The organism is Pseudomonas sp. YuFO8 (assembly GCF_035065025.1).
In the GTDB taxonomy this organism is placed as follows: domain Bacteria; phylum Pseudomonadota; class Gammaproteobacteria; order Pseudomonadales; family Pseudomonadaceae; genus Aquipseudomonas; species Aquipseudomonas putida_AE.
Genome location: NZ_JAXDEQ010000013.1, coordinates 59910 through 77959 on the forward strand (window position 1 = coordinate 59910; position 18050 = coordinate 77959).

13 protein-coding genes are annotated in these 18050 nt (G+C 60.7%); 11 read left to right on the plus strand and 2 right to left on the minus strand.

Annotation, left to right across the window (positions count from 1 at the left end; translation table 11 throughout):
* Position 1 precedes the first annotated feature (1 nt).
* The 6 genes from glmS (at position 2) to SOP95_RS13960 (ending at position 9083) form a co-directional block, all read left to right on the plus strand.
* Positions 2–1834, plus strand: a complete 1833-nt coding sequence (gene glmS, locus SOP95_RS13935) for a glutamine--fructose-6-phosphate transaminase (isomerizing) (protein WP_323607374.1) — start codon at positions 2–4, stop codon at positions 1832–1834.
* A 78-nt stretch (positions 1835–1912) separates the two neighbouring features.
* A complete protein-coding gene (locus SOP95_RS13940; protein WP_323607375.1) occupies positions 1913–2815 on the plus strand; it encodes a LysR family transcriptional regulator in 903 nt (300 codons plus the stop codon).
* A gap of 128 nt (positions 2816–2943) precedes the next feature.
* The gene (locus SOP95_RS13945; RefSeq protein ID WP_274073772.1) at positions 2944–3570 is read left to right on the plus strand and encodes a glutathione S-transferase family protein; all 627 of its coding nucleotides are present in this window, start codon (positions 2944–2946) and stop codon (positions 3568–3570) included.
* A gap of 62 nt (positions 3571–3632) precedes the next feature.
* Entirely contained in the window at positions 3633–5663 is a 2031-nt protein-coding gene (locus SOP95_RS13950; RefSeq protein ID WP_274073771.1) for a 2Fe-2S iron-sulfur cluster-binding protein, read from the plus strand.
* A 110-nt stretch (positions 5664–5773) separates the two neighbouring features.
* The gene (locus SOP95_RS13955; protein WP_323607376.1) at positions 5774–6970 is read left to right on the plus strand and encodes a DUF3142 domain-containing protein; all 1197 of its coding nucleotides are present in this window, start codon (positions 5774–5776) and stop codon (positions 6968–6970) included.
* A complete protein-coding gene (locus SOP95_RS13960; RefSeq protein WP_323607377.1) occupies positions 6957–9083 on the plus strand; it encodes a hypothetical protein in 2127 nt (708 codons plus the stop codon). Before SOP95_RS13955 ends, SOP95_RS13960 begins: the two co-directional genes overlap by 14 nt.
* 3 nt (positions 9084–9086) lie before the next feature.
* On the opposite strand, the gene SOP95_RS13965 is transcribed toward SOP95_RS13960, so the two are convergent.
* Positions 9087–9716, minus strand: coding sequence for a LysE family translocator (locus SOP95_RS13965; RefSeq protein WP_323607378.1), 630 nt, complete (start codon positions 9714–9716; stop codon positions 9087–9089).
* Between the two features lie 146 nt (positions 9717–9862).
* Between SOP95_RS13965 and SOP95_RS13970 the strand changes: the two genes are divergently transcribed.
* Positions 9863–10336 (plus strand): Lrp/AsnC family transcriptional regulator, encoded by a 474-nt coding sequence (locus tag SOP95_RS13970; protein ID WP_274073767.1) that lies wholly within the window; start codon positions 9863–9865, stop codon positions 10334–10336.
* Between the two features lie 135 nt (positions 10337–10471).
* Here SOP95_RS13970 and lpdA read toward each other — a convergent pair whose 3' ends face one another.
* Positions 10472–11872, minus strand: coding sequence for a dihydrolipoyl dehydrogenase (lpdA, locus tag SOP95_RS13975; protein ID WP_274073766.1), 1401 nt, complete (start codon positions 11870–11872; stop codon positions 10472–10474).
* A 213-nt stretch (positions 11873–12085) separates the two neighbouring features.
* Between lpdA and SOP95_RS13980 the strand changes: the two genes are divergently transcribed.
* Genes SOP95_RS13980 through SOP95_RS13995 form a run of 4 tightly spaced genes read left to right on the plus strand, consistent with a single transcriptional unit; the run spans position 12086 to position 18046 of the window.
* Entirely contained in the window at positions 12086–14050 is a 1965-nt protein-coding gene (locus tag SOP95_RS13980; RefSeq protein WP_323607379.1) for a protease modulator HflK, read from the plus strand.
* Positions 14047–15084, plus strand: coding sequence for a protease modulator HflC (gene hflC, locus SOP95_RS13985; protein WP_323607380.1), 1038 nt, complete (start codon positions 14047–14049; stop codon positions 15082–15084). Before SOP95_RS13980 ends, hflC begins: the two co-directional genes overlap by 4 nt.
* Entirely contained in the window at positions 15081–16139 is a 1059-nt protein-coding gene (gene hflK / locus SOP95_RS13990; protein ID WP_323607381.1) for a protease modulator HflK, read from the plus strand. Before hflC ends, hflK begins: the two co-directional genes overlap by 4 nt.
* The gene (locus SOP95_RS13995) at positions 16136–18046 is read left to right on the plus strand and encodes a heavy metal translocating P-type ATPase (RefSeq protein ID WP_323607382.1); all 1911 of its coding nucleotides are present in this window, start codon (positions 16136–16138) and stop codon (positions 18044–18046) included. Before hflK ends, SOP95_RS13995 begins: the two co-directional genes overlap by 4 nt.
* Positions 18047–18050: the final 4 nt, after the last annotated feature.

The window sequence follows — 18050 nt, forward strand, 5'->3', positions numbered from 1 at the left end:
CATGTGTGGAATTGTCGGCGCAGTCGCAGAACGTAACATCACCGCCATCCTGGTCGAAGGCCTCAAGCGTCTGGAATACCGTGGGTATGACAGCGCGGGCGTGGCGGTGTACACCAACGATCAGAAGCTCGAGCGCGTGCGTCGCCCGGGCAAGGTCAGCGAGCTCGAGCAGGCACTGGCCGAAGAAGCGCTGGTCGGTCGCCTGGGCATTGCCCACACCCGCTGGGCCACTCACGGTGCACCCTGCGAGCGCAACGCGCACCCGCACTTCTCGGGCGATCTGGCCGTGGTGCACAACGGCATCATCGAAAACCATGAAGCCCTGCGTGAACAACTGAAAGCCTTGGGTTACGTGTTCACCTCGGACACTGACACCGAAGTCATCGCTCACCTGCTGAACCATAAACTCAAGGATATCGCCGACCTGACCGAGGCCCTCAAGGCAACGGTGAAGGAGCTGCACGGTGCTTACGGCCTGGCGGTGATCAGCGCGCATCAACCGGATCGCCTGGTAGCGGCCCGCAGTGGCAGCCCTCTGGTGATCGGCCTGGGCCTGGGTGAGAATTTCCTGGCGTCCGACCAATTGGCGCTGCGTCAGGTGACTGACCGTTTCATGTACCTGGAAGAGGGCGACATCGCCGAAATTCGCCGCGACAGCGTGCAGATCTGGGATATCAGCGGCAAGGCTGTCGAGCGTGAGAGCGTGCAGTATCGCGACGGCGCCGAAGCGGCGGAAAAAGGTGAATTCCGCCATTTCATGCTCAAGGAAATCCACGAGCAACCGTCCGTGGTGCAGCGCACCCTGGAAGGTCGCTTGAGCCCGAACGGCGTGCTGGTCCAGGCTTTCGGCCCACAGGCCGCTGAGCTGTTCGCCAAGGTGCGCAATGTGCAGATCGTCGCCTGCGGCACCAGCTACCACGCCGGCATGGTTGCCCGTTACTGGCTGGAAGAACTGGCGGGCATCCCGTGCCAGGTCGAAGTCGCCAGCGAGTTCCGCTACCGCAAAGTCGTGGTGCAACCCGACACGCTGTTCGTGACCATCTCCCAGTCCGGCGAAACCGCCGACACCTTGGCGGCGCTGCGCAATGCCAAGGAACTGGGTTTTCTCGCCAGCCTGGCCATCTGCAACGTCGGCATCAGCTCGCTGGTGCGTGAATCCGACCTGACCCTGCTGACCCAGGCCGGTCGCGAAATCGGCGTGGCGTCTACCAAAGCCTTCACCACGCAATTGGTCGGTCTGTTGTTGCTGACCCTGTCCCTGGGCCAGGTTCACGGCTCGTTGGCCAAAGGCGTTGAAGCAACGCTGGTCGAAGAGCTGCGTCGCTTGCCAACCCGTCTGGGTGAAGCGCTGGCGATGGACAGCACTGTGGAAAAAATAGCGGAGCTGTTCGCCGAGAAGAACCACACCCTGTTCCTGGGCCGTGGCGCACAATTCCCGGTCGCGATGGAAGGGGCGCTCAAGCTCAAGGAAATTTCCTACATCCACGCCGAAGCCTACCCTGCAGGCGAGTTGAAACACGGCCCGTTGGCGCTTGTGGATAACGACATGCCAGTGGTGACAGTGGCGCCGAACAACGAACTGCTGGAGAAACTGAAGTCCAACCTCCAGGAAGTTCGTGCGCGTGGCGGCGAACTTATCGTCTTCGCTGACGAGAAGGCCGGCATGACCAATGGTGAAGGCACGCACGTGGTGCAGATGCCGCATATCCACGACATCCTGTCGCCGATCCTCTACACCATCCCGCTGCAGTTGCTGTCGTACTACGTGGCCGTGCTGAAAGGCACCGACGTCGACCAGCCGCGCAACCTGGCGAAATCGGTGACTGTAGAATAAGTTATCCACAGCTGATCGAACCTTAAAAATCGCAGCCATCTGGTTGCGATTTTTTTTATCTGAATCGAGGACTCACCCATGGACCGCTTCCAGGAAATGCAGGTCTTCGCCGCCGTCGCCCAGGACCAGGGCTTTTCGGCGGCGGCCCGGCGTTTGGGCATGTCCGCCGCCAGTGTCACCCGGGCAGTGGCGGCGCTGGAGAAGCGAATCGGCACGCAGCTGTTCACGCGCACTACGCGCACTGTGTACTTGACCGAGGCGGGTCAGCGCTATCTGGAGGACTGTCGGAGAATTCTCGCCGAGGTGCAGGAAGCTGAGGACTCAGCGGCGGGAAGTCACGCCCAGCCCCGTGGGCAACTGACGATCACGGCGCCGGTTTTATTCGGTGAGTTGTTCGTCACTCCGCTGATGGTGAGTTTTCTCACACAATTTCCCGACGTGACGATCAATGCACTGCTGGTAGACCGGATAGTGAGTGTGGTGGAGGAGGGCGTCGATGTGGCTATACGCATCGGTGGGTTGCCTGACAGCAACCAGCACGCAATTAGAGTAGGCGAAGTGCGGCGTGTGATCTGTGCATCGCCGCAACTTCTGGCCACCTATGGTCGGCCAAAACATCCGCAAGAGCTGGCTCAGGCGCCGATTATTGCGACTTCCGCCATTGGCCAGTTAAAACACTGGCCGTTCCTCGAGCGGGGTGAGCCATTGAGTGTCCGAGCAGAACCGCGCCTGACAGTGACGGCGAATCAGGCGGCCATTAATGCCGCCGCGCTCGGGCTGGGCTTCACCAGGGTGCTGTCCTATCAGTCGGCGAGTAAAGTGGCGGCCGGGGAGCTTGAGGTCGTTCTGGCGGAGTTCGAAATGCCGCCATTGCCCATTCATGTGCTCTACCAGGGTGGGCGCAAGGCCGCGGCGCGAGTTCGCAGTTTTGTCGACTTTACGGTGAAGACACTTCGAGAGCATCCGGCACTGCAGGAGTGATGTTTGTTTCAGTGGGTGAAATAATGGATTGCGTTCGCTGGTTATTCTGTTGTTTTGGTGGCTAGTGGAAGATGACCGCCATCGGTGCTGATCTCTCCTGACAGCGCCACTGACCTGCGGAGTCGACCATGCAAGCAATCAAGCTCTACAACTTCCCACGTTCCGGCCACGCTCATCGTGTGGAACTGATGCTGTCGCTGCTGCAACTGCCGACTGAGCTGATCTTCGTCGACCTGGCCAAGGGCGAGCACAAAAAACCGGAGTACCTGGCGCTCAACGCCTTTGGACAGGTTCCGGTGCTGGACGATCAGGGTGTGGTGCTGGCGGACTCCAATGCCATCCTGGTCTACCTGGCGCAAAAATACGGTAACGGTCGCTGGCTGCCAGCCGATCCGGTCGGTGCCGCCAAAGTGCAGCGCTGGTTGTCGGTCGCTGCCGGGCCCATTGCTTTTGGCCCCGCCCGGGCTCGACTGATCACGGTGTTTGGGGCGCCGTACAACCCCGATGAAGTGATTCCATACGCCCACAGCGTGCTCAAGGTGATCGATCACGAACTGGCCAACACGCCTTTCCTGACCGGCAGCGAGCCGACCATCGCCGACGTGGCGGCCTACAGCTACATCGCCCATGCACCGGAGGGCAATGTGTCGCTGGACGACTACGCCAACATCCGCGCCTGGCTGGCACGGGTCGAAGCCTTGCCCGGTTTTGTCGGCATGCCACGCACTGTCGCCGGCCTGCAAAAAACTGCCTGATATTTTTCGCCCGACCTTGTCGGGCCTTCACGCTGTGCCGATGGCGCAGGGGAGACGCCGCAATGGACCATTCACCTTGGCATGCTGGCGAAAAAGAGTTGCAGGCGCATATTGGCGTCAGCGAGCGAATGGACGTTCTCGGTCGCAGGGTGATTCGCGACCATATGCCGGATCAACATCGCAGCTTCTATCAGCAGCTTCCGTTCATGGTGTACGGCGCGGTCGATGCCCACGGTCATCCCTGGGCCAGCGTGCTTGAAGGTGAACCGGGCTTCGCCCATTCACCTGAACCGGGATTGTTGCAGTTCAGCAGCTTGCCGGCTGGTGATGATCCTGCGCAGTTGAGCGCGGGTGCGGCGATCGGTCTGCTGGGCATTGAGCTGCATACCCGCCGGCGCAATCGCATCAATGGGCATATCGGCGCGATGACCGCGAGCGGATTTGCCGTGACAGTGGATCAGTCCTATGGCAACTGCCCGCAATACATCCAACTGAGGCAGTATCAAACGGTCCCCCTGGAGGATCCTGCAACACGTCCGGCCCAGCTCTTCAATGAACTGGATGATGCGGCCAAGGCCATGATCGCCGAGGCGGACACCTTCTTTGTCGCCAGTTATGTGGATGTCGATGGCGTGCGTTCGGTGGACGTTTCCCACCGTGGCGGCCAGTCGGGTTTCGTCCAGGTGGAAGGCAATCGCCTGACCATCCCCGACTTCGCCGGTAACCTTTTTTTCAATACTTTGGGCAACCTGCTGGTCAATCCCAAGGCCGGTTTGTTGTTCATTGATTTTAATTCCGGTGAGCTGTTGCACCTCAGCGGGCGCACCGAAATCATTCTTGAAGGCCCACAGGTTGAAGCGTTTCAGGGTGCCGAACGTTTGTGGATGTTCCACGTGGAACAGGTTGTTCGTCGTCCCGCCGCCCTTGCTTTACGCTGGCGCTTTGAAGGTGTTTCACCCACCAGCCTGCTGACGGGAACTTGGGCCCAAGCCGCGGCACGCCTGCAAGCCAAGGCTCTGGGTGATCAATGGCGACCGCTGCGGGTGGTGCGGATCGAGGCGGAAAGCCAGCACATCCGCTCGATCTACATGGAGCCAGCCGACGGCGCCGGATTGCCGTTGTTCCACGCCGGGCAGCATTTACCGTTGCGCTTCAACATCGATGGCGAAACGCATATCCGCACCTACAGCCTGTCGAGTGCACCTTCGGATGACTTTTTCCGTATCAGTGTGAAGCGTGACGGTCGGGTGTCTTCGCACCTGCATGAACAGGTTAGCGTCGGTGACGTTTTGGAGGCCCGGGCGCCCCAGGGGCATTTCACCGTTGAACCCCATGAACGTCGGCCGTTGGTGTTGTTGGCTGCGGGCGTGGGAATTACGCCGCTGCTGTCGATGTTGCGTGAGGTGGTCTACCAAGGCTTGCGCACCCGCCGTATCCGCCCGACCTGGTTCTTCCAGAGTTCGCGCACGCTGGCCGATCAACCGTTTCGTCCAGAGGTGAACCGCTTGCTCGAGGATGCCGGCGACGCGGTCAGGGTAGTGCGCCTGCTCAGTCAACCGGAGCCGGAGGCTCGGGAGGGCGAAGATTTCGATTTGACGGGACGTATCGATGTTCCACGGCTCTCGGAATTGCTTGAGGTCGAGGACTACGATCAGCTGGATTTTGTCCTCTGCGGCCCCGGCAGTTTTACCCAGGCGATGTATGACGCCCTGCGCGAACTGGATATTCGCGACGCCAGAATTCATGCCGAAACCTTCGGTCCCTCAACGTTACGCCGTCGGCCCGACCCTGACGCCGTAGTCATCGAACAACCGCCAGCGGCCACCACCTCGGTGCCGGTGGTGTTCCAGCGCTCGGCCAAGGAGGCTCGCTGGCAACCGGACGGTGGCAGTCTGCTGGAGCTGGCGGAAAGCCGCGGATTGCATCCGGAATTCAGTTGCCGTGGCGGCTCTTGCGGGACCTGCAAGACCCGGTTGATCAGTGGCCAGGTCAACTATCCACAGCCCCCAGCGGAGGTCCCGGATGAAGGTGAGGTGCTGATCTGTTGCGCAGTGCCGGCTCAGGGCACGCAGCCTTTGGTCCTGGACCTCTGAGGGATCATCACGGAAACCATTGCCTGCAGATCGATGGCTGAGTAGGGTAGGGGCAGAACGAAAAAGGGCCGAGAAGGCCCTTTGTGCATTTCAGGGACAGGCGTTTTCTCATGGTTTTCCTCACTCGCGTGATCGTCTCACTGATGACGCTGGCGCTGCTCGGTGGTTGCGAACAGCAGGACGCACCGCCACTCGATCAACAACTCTATGTCTGGCAACGACAATGGACCCCCGCGCACGAAGCGGCGTTGCAGGACAGTCGCGCCGATTTTTCCACCTTGCGAGTGCTGGCATTACAGGCATTCCCTCAGGCAGGCTGGAGTCGGGCGCGGATCGATCCGGCACTGCTCAAGCGTGATGGCCGGTCGTTGATTGCAGTAATTCGCCTTGATGGCCAGCTTCAGTCGCTGAACCAGGACGAGGTCACGCAACAGATCCAACAACTGATCAGCGATTGGCAGGAGCAGGGGTTGGCCCTCGCCGGCGTGGAAATCGACCACGATGCGGGTAATGCCCGGCTAGCTGACTATCGTGAATTTCTTGTGCACCTGCATTCTGTTCTACCGCCGTCCATGGCCTTGAGCATCACTGCATTGCCAGCGTGGCTCGACAGTCCAGAGTTGCCGGCCTTGTTATCCACCGTCGATAGCAGTGTGTTGCAGGTACATGCCGTGAGCGATCCCCGCCGCGGCTTGTTTGATCCCGACCGCGCTCGACAATGGGCAATGGCCTGGAGCCGCATCACCTCGAAACCTTTTTTTCTGGCCCTGCCGGCTTACGGGGTAGCGTTGTTGCCGAGTGTGGATGGTGCGCCCGTCGTGGAAAGCGAAGTAACAATTGAAAGCAACGGCCAGCGTCAGGAGTTGTTGGCTGATCCACTGCAATTGAGCAAACTTGCTGCCCTGTTGCGCGCGGATCCGCCGGCGCATCTGGCCGGTCTGATCTGGTTCCGCCTGCCTTTGGCCAACGACCGTCGAGCCTGGAGCCTGACAACCTTGCGCGCGGTGTCCCGTGGCGAGGTCCTTAGCAGTCATCTGGCGCTCAACCTCACGCAGCACGAACGCCTCTTTGATATCGCTATCAGCAGTGAGGGCAACCTCGACAGCGCCTGGCCCGGGCGCGTGACCCTGGCGGTAGAGGGTTGCGAGGGGGCCGATGCGCTAGCCGGGTATACGTTGCAACAAGACCCGAATCTGCTTACCTTCACCCGCCTGCGCGAAGGTCGGATTGCGGCTGGCGGACAGCGCGCCATTGGTTGGGCACGCTGCGAAAAAATTGATCAAGGAGCTTCGAATGTTCACCCGTAACTGGCCCCGTCATCTGCTCAGTCTGAGCCTCAGCCTGCCATTGGCGGCCATGGCGTGCGGGCCGGATTTCCCCATGCGGCTGCTGGACAATCGAGGTCAATCCCTGGCGGAGTTGCCGGAAGGCAATTTCCGTTTCGAGGTGAGTCGCCTCGGTCATGCGATTGCCGGTCTCAAGCCTGTCACGGTAGCCACCCTTGTCCCGGGCCAATCATATGGTGAAGTCTCCGAACATGCCGAGCAGCGGGATCAGGCCGAGCAGACGGGTTTGACGAATGAACAGCAGGCGCTGGTGAAACAATTGCGTGGTCTGGCCGATACCCGTCAGGTTGAAGCACAGGGCGCGAGCCTGCCCGCCGAGCTCAAGTTCTATCTGGCGGGCGCGGTGGCCTTCAATGCCGGCGATCAAACGCTGGCCGCCGAATACTTCCGTCAGGTGCTGGCGCTGCCCGCAGATCAACGGGCCTTGCGCAGTACCTGGGCTGCCTACTCATTAGGTCGCGCGTTGTTTGCCATGAGTTCGCAGGCTGATGCTGCTCCGGACCTGCTGGATCAATCCCGAAAAGCCTTTGAGCAAACGCGTCAGCTGAGCATCGATGGCTTCAGCGACCCGCTGGAACTGGGCGTCGCCAGCCTCGGCGAAGAGGCCCGAGTGGCTCGCACGGTCGGTGACTGGAATCGCGCCATCGAACTCTATGCCACGCAAAACCTTCTGGGTTCGGCAGTGGGTTACACCTCGTTGAAGCTGTTGATGGCCGATCTGGCGGCGATGCCGGAGGATCAACTGGTCGGATTGCTCAAGGGCAAACCGGTGCAACAGCTGGTGACGGCGTCGTTGATCAGCCGACTCGGATGGTCATTCGGTGATCAACCGCCGAACGAGCTGAAACTGATCAAACTGCTGCAAAACAGCACGCGCGGTAGCCTCGATAACGCCGATCGCCTGGCGGCAATGAACTATCAACAAGGTGATTACGCCAGCGCCCAGGCCTTCCTTGAACATGCCGGGGAGGGCGGGCTGGCTTGGTGGCTGCGGGCAAAACTGGCGGTGCGCGCAGGCGATAAAGCCGCTGCAGCCGCTGCCTATGCCAAGGCCGCCCAGGCCTTCCCGCAGAATGAAACCTGGGGCGATCGCAGAACGCCGGACTACGATTACGAAACACTCCAGCCCAAGTGCCGCGTCGAGGGCGAAAGCGCGATTCTTGCGCTGCAACGCGGGGATTATCTGCAAGCGTTCGATCAGTTGTATCGCAGCCAGGACATCTATTGGCTGGACGCGGCCACCGTTGCCGAGCGAGTGCTGACGGTGGATGAGCTCAAGCAATACGTCGACACCCAGGTACCGGCGCCGCCAGCGCTGAGCCAGCAGGACCGCGATAACTATGTGCCATTGCCGGTGGCGGCGAAGCTGCGCAATTTGCTTGGGCGGCGATTGTTGCGCGAAGAGCGATACGACGAAGCAGCGCCTTACTTCGACAGCGTCGAGTTACAACAAAAGGCCACGTGGTACGGGCAGCTACGCAACGATGCCGAATCCAAATGGTGGCCGAGTAAAAGGGCGTTCGCCTACTTCCACGCAGCAACAGTGGCTCGCTACGATGGCATGGCGCTGCTGGGCTACGAGATGGCGCCTGATTATGCGACCTTCGACGGCAACTACAGTCTTGCCGTTAGTGAGCTGAAGGTTGGCCCTGTGGTGACCGAGGATGAAGTCCGTCGCCAGCAAGCGAGCGCTGCACAGCCCGATCAACGCTACCACTATCGATTTGTTGCCACCGCATTGGCCAGTCGCGCCGCCGACCACCTGCCTCATACCAGCCAGGCTTTTGCAGCCGTGCTGTGTGCTGCATCGTCGTGGAACTCCAGCCCTGAAGAGCAGAGGGCTTTCTATCAACGCTATGTGAAGGAAGGTCCCTATGTGAGCTGGGCGGCTGGCTTTGGACATCATTGCCCTTATCCCGACTTCCCGAACGCTGACAAGCGCTATGTCACCCAAGCGACAGATTCCGTGCGTGCGGTGCTGCGTCCCTACAAAAAACCTTTGCAATACGGTGGCGTAATTGGGGTAACGGCAGTGGCGCTGCTGCTGATCATCCGCCGTCGCAAGGCGCAATAAGGTTCAAGCCTGTTGAACAAAGGTCAGCCGCACGGCGAAACCGATCAGCAGGCTACCGAACAGCCATTGTTGCAGGCGCTGGGCGCCGGGGCTGCGTTGCAGCCAACGACCCAGCGCGGCACCGGTCAATGCGTAGGTACTGTCGAACAGCAAACCGACACCGACCAACACCAGACCCAGTACCGCAAATTGTGCGAGCACCGGCCCCTTGAGTGGATCGATGAACTGCGGCAGCAACACCGAGCAGAACAGCAGCGCCTTGGGGTTGAGCAGATTGGTCAGCAGGCCGCGACGGATCGCTTCGCCCCAGCGTGGTTTTTCATCCGTCGCACCTGGACCGTTCAGGCTAGGCAGCATCGTCGTGCGCAGACATTGGATACCGATCCATAGCAGGTAGGCCGCACCGAGCAGGCGCACCAGGTCAAAGGTCCAGGGAGCCGCCTTGAACAATGCCGCCAACCCCAACGCCGCGAGCACCACATGACAACCGCGGGCGATACCCAGGCCGACCGCCGTGGCCAACGCGGCACGTTTGCCCTGACGGGCACCTGTTTGCAGCAGCAGGATCATGTCCGGGCCCGGTAACAGATAGACCACTGCCAGCGCCATGAAAAACAGCCACAGTCCCGCCATGTTGCACCCCTGTTCGTTGTCGATTCAGTAGCGCCAGTCTAGGGGCGGAGGGCAGGGCATGTGCTTGCGTAGTTTGCTTCTAACGCGGCCAGTTTTGGCATAACCTGCCAATAAATCACAGCTCAACCAGCGGGATCTGCCAAACGATGAAACTGGACGCCTACGACCGCAAGATTCTCGCCGCGCTGCAACGGGACGGTCGCCTGAGCAATGTGCAACTGGCTGAAGAAATCGGTCTGTCTGCCTCACCCTGTTTGCGACGGGTGCGGATGCTGGAAGAGGCCGGCGTGATTCGTGGCTATCAGGCCAGTCTGGATCGGGATGAAGTCGGGCTCGGGCTGACCGTGTTCGTCGGGGTGAAAGTCGAGCGCCATAACGACGAGCAGGCCGAAGCCTTTCGCCTTGCGGTGACCGCGTTGCCGGAAGTTGTTTCGGCGTTTCTGGTGTCGGGGGAATCGGATTTTCTTCTGCAGGTGGTGGTACCGGATCTACGCGCCTACGACCGATTTCTCACCGGGTGTTTGTTGACGCTGCCGGGTGTGAGCGATATTCGCAGCAACTTTGCGATCCATACGGTTAAAACACCGGGGGCGCTGCCGTTAGGACATTTACCGCTTTAGATCGGAGCGACCTCTTCGCGAGCAAGCCCGCTCCCACGTTGGATCTGTGGCGATCACAAATCCCCTGTAGGAGTGAACTTGCTCCGGGCGGCGTTCCGACGATGGTGATAGATCGATCGCCGCCAATCTCCAGGCTTACATCTGCGTCGCCATCCCCTCTACATTCATCGCCGCCTGACGCAAGGCTTCGGACCGGGTTGGGTGTGGATGACAGGTCAGGGCAATGTCTTCGGCGGACGCGCTGAACTCCATGGCCACACAATATTCGCCAATCATTTCACTGACGCTCGGCCCCACAAGGTGCACACCGAGCACTTCGTCGGTACGCTCATCGGCCAACACTTTGGCGAAGCCTTCGGTTTCGTGATTGATCTTCGCCCGGCTATTGGCGGTAAAGGGAAACTTGCCGACCTTGAAGGCACGGCCTTCGGCCTTCAGTTGCTCTTCGGTCTTGCCGACGCTGGCCAGCTCGGGTTTGGTGTAGATCACGTTGGGAATCAAGTCGTAATTGACCTCGCCGGCCTTGCCGACGATCTGCTCGATGCAGGCCATGGCTTCGTCTTCAGCCTTGTGCGCGAGCATCGGGCCGGACGTCACGTCGCCAATTACCCAGACACCCGCGGCTTCGGTGCGATGCCCCTTGTTGGCGAGCATGCCGCGTTTGTCCGTGGCGAGACCGACGTTCTCCAGCCCCAGGCCTTGTGTATAAGGCCGGCGTCCGATCGCCACCAGTACGTAATCGGCTTCCAGCGATTCGGCGGTACCGCCCGCGGCGGGCTCGATGCTGAGCTGAACACCGGTGACAGAGGTTGTGGCGCTGGTCACTTTTGAACTCAACTTGAAACTTATGCCTTGCTTGCTCAATGAACGTTGCAGGGTCTTGCCTGCTTCGCCGTCCACCCCCGGGCAGATCCGATCAAGGTATTCGACCACGGTCACTTGCGCCCCCAGGCGCCGCCAGACCGAACCCAGCTCCAGGCCGATCACCCCGGCGCCGATCACCACCAGGTGTTTCGGTACTTGCGTCAGTGACAGTGCGCCGGTGGAATCGAGGATGCGTTGGTTATCGATGTCCACGCCGGGCAGGGGAGTGGGTTCGGAGCCGGTGGCGATGATGATGTCTTTGCAGCTCAGTTCGGTCTTGCCCCCGGCGCTGTCCGTCACGGTGACTTTGCCCGGCCCGTCGATGTGCCCCCAGCCCTTGATCCAGTCGACCTTGTTTTTGCGAAAGAGAAACTCGATGCCCTTGGTCAGCCCGGTCACGCTTTCATCTTTCTGTTTCATCATCTGGGCGAGATTGAGCGTGGGTTTGACCTCGATACCCAGGTTGGCGAATTCCGCACCCATGGCCGCATCGTAGAGTTCAGACGCGTGCAGCAAAGCCTTGGAGGGCATGCAACCGACGTTCAGGCAGGTGCCGCCGAGCGTGGCGCGTCCTTCTACGCAGGCCGCCTTCAATCCCAGTTGGCCCGCACGGATCGCTGCGTTGTAGCCACCGGGGCCACCACCGAGTATCACGACGTCATAAGTGCTCATGGATGTACTCCTGGATTAAAAGCGGTTTGGGGAGGGATAAAAGTAGTCTTTGAATAATATTACGAGCGTAATATGAGCCTTCCGATGCATTTCGGTCAAGGCTTCAGCCTAGCGACAGGTAATGCATCTTTAGATAGGGCGACTTGAGTACGAAAATTTCACCAGTACTGTTATATCGTAACTAGATGGGGCAAAGATAAACACTGGGGTGATATGCAAGTCGATCTCGAAGAGGGTGATGATGGAGCGCAGGTAGCCAGGCTGCCGCGCTTTCAGCAGGCGGTTTTTCAAAGGCAACGATTGCGCCGATTCGCCATCGGCCTGGGTACGCTCGCGGCTCTGGGCCTGGTGCTGGGTTTTTTTATCGGGTTGTTTGCGCCGCAAACCCTTTGGCCTGCTTTGTTGTTCAATCAGAGCGCGGCGTTGCTGGTATTGGTCGCTGGCTTGCAATCCGCCTGGTGGGTAACGCAATGGCGTGCGCGCGCGATGAATCCCTTGGCACCGGTGGCCGACGCTGATGAGGCTGAAGTTCCTGAGGGCTGGTACGAACGGCTGCTGGAGGATTTCAGTCAGCGTTGGCTGATGCTACTCAGGAAAATCGGTGCCCCGACGCTGTGGCTGGGTGGTTGGGTGTTGCTGGCATTGCTGTGCGTCGAACAGGCATGGAACCTTGATTTGCCGCCCGCGGCGCTGGGAGTGTCGGCCACTATCGGTGCGACCGTGGCGTTAACGCTGGCCTTTGGTTTGCTGGTTCTGGAGCGTCAGCTGGCTCAGGAAAACGGCGCTCAATGGCCCGAGGCAGGCACCTTGGCGCAACTGACTCGCATGGTCATCGTCAGCCTGGTACTGGGCGCGGCATGCCTGTTCTTCGTCAAGGAAACGTCGGTTTGGCCGGTGCGCCTGGTGGTACTGATCGGCCTGCTGCCGGGGTTCGTTGCCTTCGAGTTACTGCTGCGTGCCGTGCTGTCACTGTTCAGCCCTCACCGCGAACAATTGGAACCTCCTTTGCTGGCGCGTAGTTTTGGCGCCGACTTGTTGCGCTGGCCGCCGCAGCCGTTGCTGGCGCTGCAACACGAATTGCACCATCGCTTCGGCATCGACCTTCGGCAGGTCTGGGCTTTCACTTACATGCGCCGGGCATTTATACCTGTGCTGGGCGTCGTGGCCTTCGTCGGTTGGTCACTGACCGGTGTCCACGAAATACCGCTGCAAGGGCGGGGTATCTACGAGCGCTTCGGCAAACCGGTAACCGTGTTGGGGCCAGGTTTGCACGCAGGTTTACCGTGGCCGTTGGGCCGGGTGTTGGCTGTCGAAAACGGAGTGGTTCACGAGTTGGCCACCAGTGTCGGCGAAACGTCGGTACCGGTGCAGGCAGACCCCGCCGACGGCCCGGCACCAATGACCGCCAACCGGTTGTGGGACGCCAGCCATGTGAATGACAAATCCCAGGTGATTGCCAGCAGCCGTGCCGACAAGCAGAGCTTCCAGATCGTCAACATGGACGTGCGTTTTGTTTATCGCATCGGTTTGAGCGATCAGGCGGCATTGGCGGCGACCTACAACAGCGCCGATGTGCCGACCCTGATTCGCAGTACCGCCAGCCGCATTCTGGTCCACGACTTTGCCTCACGAACCCTCGACGGTTTGCTCGGTGAGGATCGGGTAGGGCTGGCCGAAGAGATTGGCCGTGCCGTTCAGGCCGACCTGGAAAAACTCGACAGCGGTGTGGAAATTCTCGCCACGGTAGTCGAAGCCATTCATCCCCCTGCGGGGGCCGCCAATGCCTATCACGGTGTGCAAGCAGCGCAGATCGGCGCGCAGGCCTTGATCGCCCGTGAACGTGGAGCTGCCGCTGAGGCCACCCACCAGGCGCAGTTGCAAGCGAGCATTGCCCGAGACCAGGCCATGGCGACTGCCCATGAAATCAACGCGACGGCCAAAGCCACCGACTTGAAATTTACCGCCGAACAAAAGGCCTGTGCGAATGCCGGCCAGGCCTTCGTGCTGGAGCAATACCTCAGTCAACTTTCCCAGGGCCTGACCAATGCCAGGCTGTTGGTCCTCGATCATCGCCTGGGCGGCAACAACAATGCGCCGACCATCGATCTCCGTACGTTCACGTTGCCGGCAGACCCTGCGCTGTCGCGTAAAACTGCTCAGCCAGGAGCCGCCCATTGAGCCAGCTACCTACTCATGATCACGATCACAGTGGCCACGATCACGGCCATGGCGGACATCACCACGGTCATCACCATCACCACCACGGCGATCCACAGGAAGCCGGCCCATTCCCTTGGCGACGCATGGGCTGGGCAGTTTTATTGGTGGCGTTTGCCGTGGCGGCCGCGAGCCTGGTGCAGGTACGATCGGGGGAAGCCACGGTCATCACGCGTTTCGGCAACCCCTCGCGAGTGTTGTTGGAACCGGGCCTTGGCTGGCGCTGGCCGGCGCCGTTCGAAGCAGCGATCCCTGTGGATCTTCGGTTGCGCACGACATCCAGTGGTTTACAGGATGTGGGTACGCGCGATGGTTTGCGCATCATCGTTCAGGCTTATGTGGCCTGGCAGGTGCAGGGTGATCCGGACAATGTGCAGCGCTTCATGCGCGCCGTGCAAAACCAGCCGGACGAAGCGGCACGGCAGATTCGCACCTTCGTTGGCTCGGCCCTGGAAACGACGGCCAGCAGTTTCGATCTGGCTAACCTTGTGAACACCGACGCCAATCAGGTGCACATCGCCGATTTCGAAGCGCAGTTGCGTAAGCAGATTGATCAGCAGTTGCTGGCCACCTATGGCGTGCGAGTGCTGCAAGTGGGCATCGAGCGCTTGACCTTGCCATCGGTCACGCTCACGGCGACGGTCGATCGCATGCGTGCCGAGCGTGAAACCATCGCCACTGAACGCACCGCCATCGGCAAGCGCGAAGCGGCGCAAATTCGCTCTGCCGCTGAACGTGATGCGCGAATCATCCAGGCCGATGCCACGGTGAAGGCGGCTGACATCGAGGCGCAATCCCGGGTCGAAGCTGCGCAGATTTATGGTCGCGCCTACGCCAGCTCACCAGAGCTTTACAACCTGCTGCGCTCGCTCGACACCCTTGGCACCGTGGTCACGCCGGGGACGAAATTGATCCTGCGTACCGACGCCGCGCCTTTCCGCGCGCTGGTTGAAGGTCCGCCTACGCTCGAAAACAGACCCGGATCGAAGCCATGAATTTGGTTCCACGTGGAACAATTGAGATGAGCAGCCCGTGGATTCAGGCCGGACGCTTGGCGTTTCTCGCCCTGTATGCGGTAACGGTGTTGGCCGCTTTGGTGTGGGCGTTTTCCAATGTGCGGCAGATTGATCCACAGAATCGCGCGGTGGTTTTGCACTTCGGCGCGCTGGATCGCATCCAGAATGCCGGTTTGCTTTTGGCTTGGCCGCAACCGTTTGAACAGGTTGTTTTGTTGCCGGCGGCGGATCGGGTAATCGAGCGTCGGGTGGAAAACCTGCTGCGCACTGACGCCGCCTTGCAGGCGGATCGCGTGGCCAGTTTTGCCACGCCGATCAGTGATGCACTGGCAGGTTCCGGTTATTTGCTGACGGGGGATGCCGGTGTGGTGCAACTGGATGTACGGGTTTTCTACAAAGTCACGCAGCCCTATGCCTTCGTGCTTCAAGGCGAGCATGTGCTGCCGGCCCTGGATCGTTTGGTGACCCGCTGCGCCGTGGCGCTCACCGCTGCAAGAGATCTGGACACTATCCTGGTCGCACGACCGGAGTTGATCGGTGCTGATAATCAGGCAGCCGAAAGGCGCGAGCGTTTGCGGGGTGACTTGGTACAAGGCATCAACCAACGCCTCGCGCAATTGGCTGCGACGGGGCAGGGGCTGGGGATCGAAGTGGCGCGGGTCGATGTGCAATCGAGTCTGCCGGGTCCTGCAGTCAACGCCTTCAACGCCGTACTGACCGCCAGCCAGCAAGCCGACAAAGCCGTGGCCAACGCGCGCACTGAAGCCGAGAAGCTGATCCAGGCCGCCAACGAACAAGCCGACCGCACACTGCAAGTCGCCCACGCCCAGGCGAGTGAACGGCTGGCGAAAGCGTCTGCCGATACCGCCACGGTGACGAGTCTGGCCAGCACGCAACAAACGGGTGTGGACCCGCAAATGTTGCTGCGAATCTACCGGGAGCGGATGCCGAAAATTCTCGGTCAGGCCGGCTCAGTCACCACGGTTGATCCGAAAGACGATTCCCGCCTGATCATCCAGGGGGCTGCACAATGACCGGTCAATCCGCCGCTGCACCGAGCCTGTTGTCCTCGGCCGAACAGCGCAGCGCCGCGCGCCAACTAACACTGGCCATGCTCGCACTCGGCTTGCTCACGCTGGGCCTCGTATGGCGCTGGCTGTCGCCGGAACAGACCGGGGTCAGTCAATTGCTGCTGGGTTTTGCTTCCGTGCTGGTGGCCGTGCCCGTGATGCGTTCGGCCTGGTACAGCTTGCGGTATCCGAGTCTGCACGGCATCACCGATCAATTGATCGCCTTGGCCATGCTCGGCGCGTGGGCAACAGGCGATTTGCTGACTGCAGCATTGCTGCCGATCATCATGATCTTCGGCCATGTGCTGGAAGAGCGCAGCGTGATCGGTTCCCAGGAAGCCATTCATGCCCTCGGCAAACTGACACGCAGCCACGCGCGCAAGGTTCAGGCTGACGGCTCCGTCGTCGAGGTCGACAACGCTACGCTGAGGGCGGGCGATCGGGTGGAAGTCCGAGCGGGTGATCGGGTACCGGCGGATGGCCGGGTGCTGTCCGGCCAGGCGAGCCTGGACACCGCATCCATTACCGGCGAGTCAGTGCCGATGGAGGCGGGCATCGGCATGGCCGTATTTGGTGGGGCGATCAATCTCGACGGCCTGCTGCGCATTGAAGTGACTCGAACCGGCGACGAATCGACCCTCGGCAAAGTGATCGCGCTGATGCAGAACGCCGAGCGATCCAAGCCGCCGATCACCCGGTTGCTGGAGCGTTACGCTGGCAGCTATCTGGTGCTGGTGTTGCTGTTGGCCGCTGTTACCTGGTTCATCACCAACGATGCCCAGGCCATGCTCGCAGTGTTGGTGGCTGCCTGTCCTTGTGCGTTGGTGTTGTCGGCACCCGCAACGGCCATTGCCGGGGTAGCGGTGGCAGCGCGACACGGCATTCTGATTCGCAGCTCGGCGTTTCTCGAGGAGCTGGCAGATCTGACATCGCTGGTGGTCGACAAGACCGGAACACTGACCTTTGGCACCTTGCGCCTGCAATCCATCGACAGCCCGTTGGCGGATCGCAACCACGTCCTGAAACTCGCCGCCAGCCTCGGTTCCGCCAGCAGTCACCCGGTCAGCCGGGCGCTGTCCGGGCTGGTGACACCAGAGCATTTTCTGCCGCTGGCGGATATTCACGAGCGTCAGGGGCTGGGGGTGGTGGCCATGACGGTGCAGGGCGAGGCCGCGCTTGGGCGGCCGGAGTTGTTCGCCCAGTTGGGTATAACGACCTCAGACGTCCCTGGGCACGACGGCCCCATTGCCGGGCTGGCGCTCAACGGTGAGTTTCTCGCCTGGCTGTTGTTGGCCGACAGCGTCAAACCCGAAGCGAAGTTTGCCTTGGGCGAGCTCAGGGACCTTGGCTTGGGTCGCCAGCTGTTACTCACCGGCGACCGGCACAGCGTTGCTCACGCGCTCGCTCGGGATGTCGGCATCAGTGAAGTCGAGGCGCAGGCCATGCCCGAGGACAAACTGAATCGCGTGCTGAAAGAAATCAGTAACGGTTTTCGTCCCATGGTGGTGGGCGATGGCATCAACGATTCCCTGGCGCTCAAGGCTGGCGTTGTTGGTGTGGCGATGGGCGCGGGCGGGGCAGACATCGCGCTGGCTTCCGCAGATATCGTGTTGATAGGCAGCGACCTGCGTCGCCTCGGCACCTGCGTGCGCTTGAGTCGTCAGTGTCGTCAGACCTTGCAAGTCAACGTGATCATCGGTCTGGGCTGGACCTTGGCAATCGTGGCTTTCGCGGCGTTTGGCTGGCTCGGGGCAGCCGGTGCGATGATCGCGGCGTTGCTGCATAACCTCAGTACGTTGTTGGTGTTGGGCAATGCCGGGCGTTTACTGCGCTTTCAGGAGCCTTTGCTCAAGCTCAAGGACGGGTTCTGAGAAA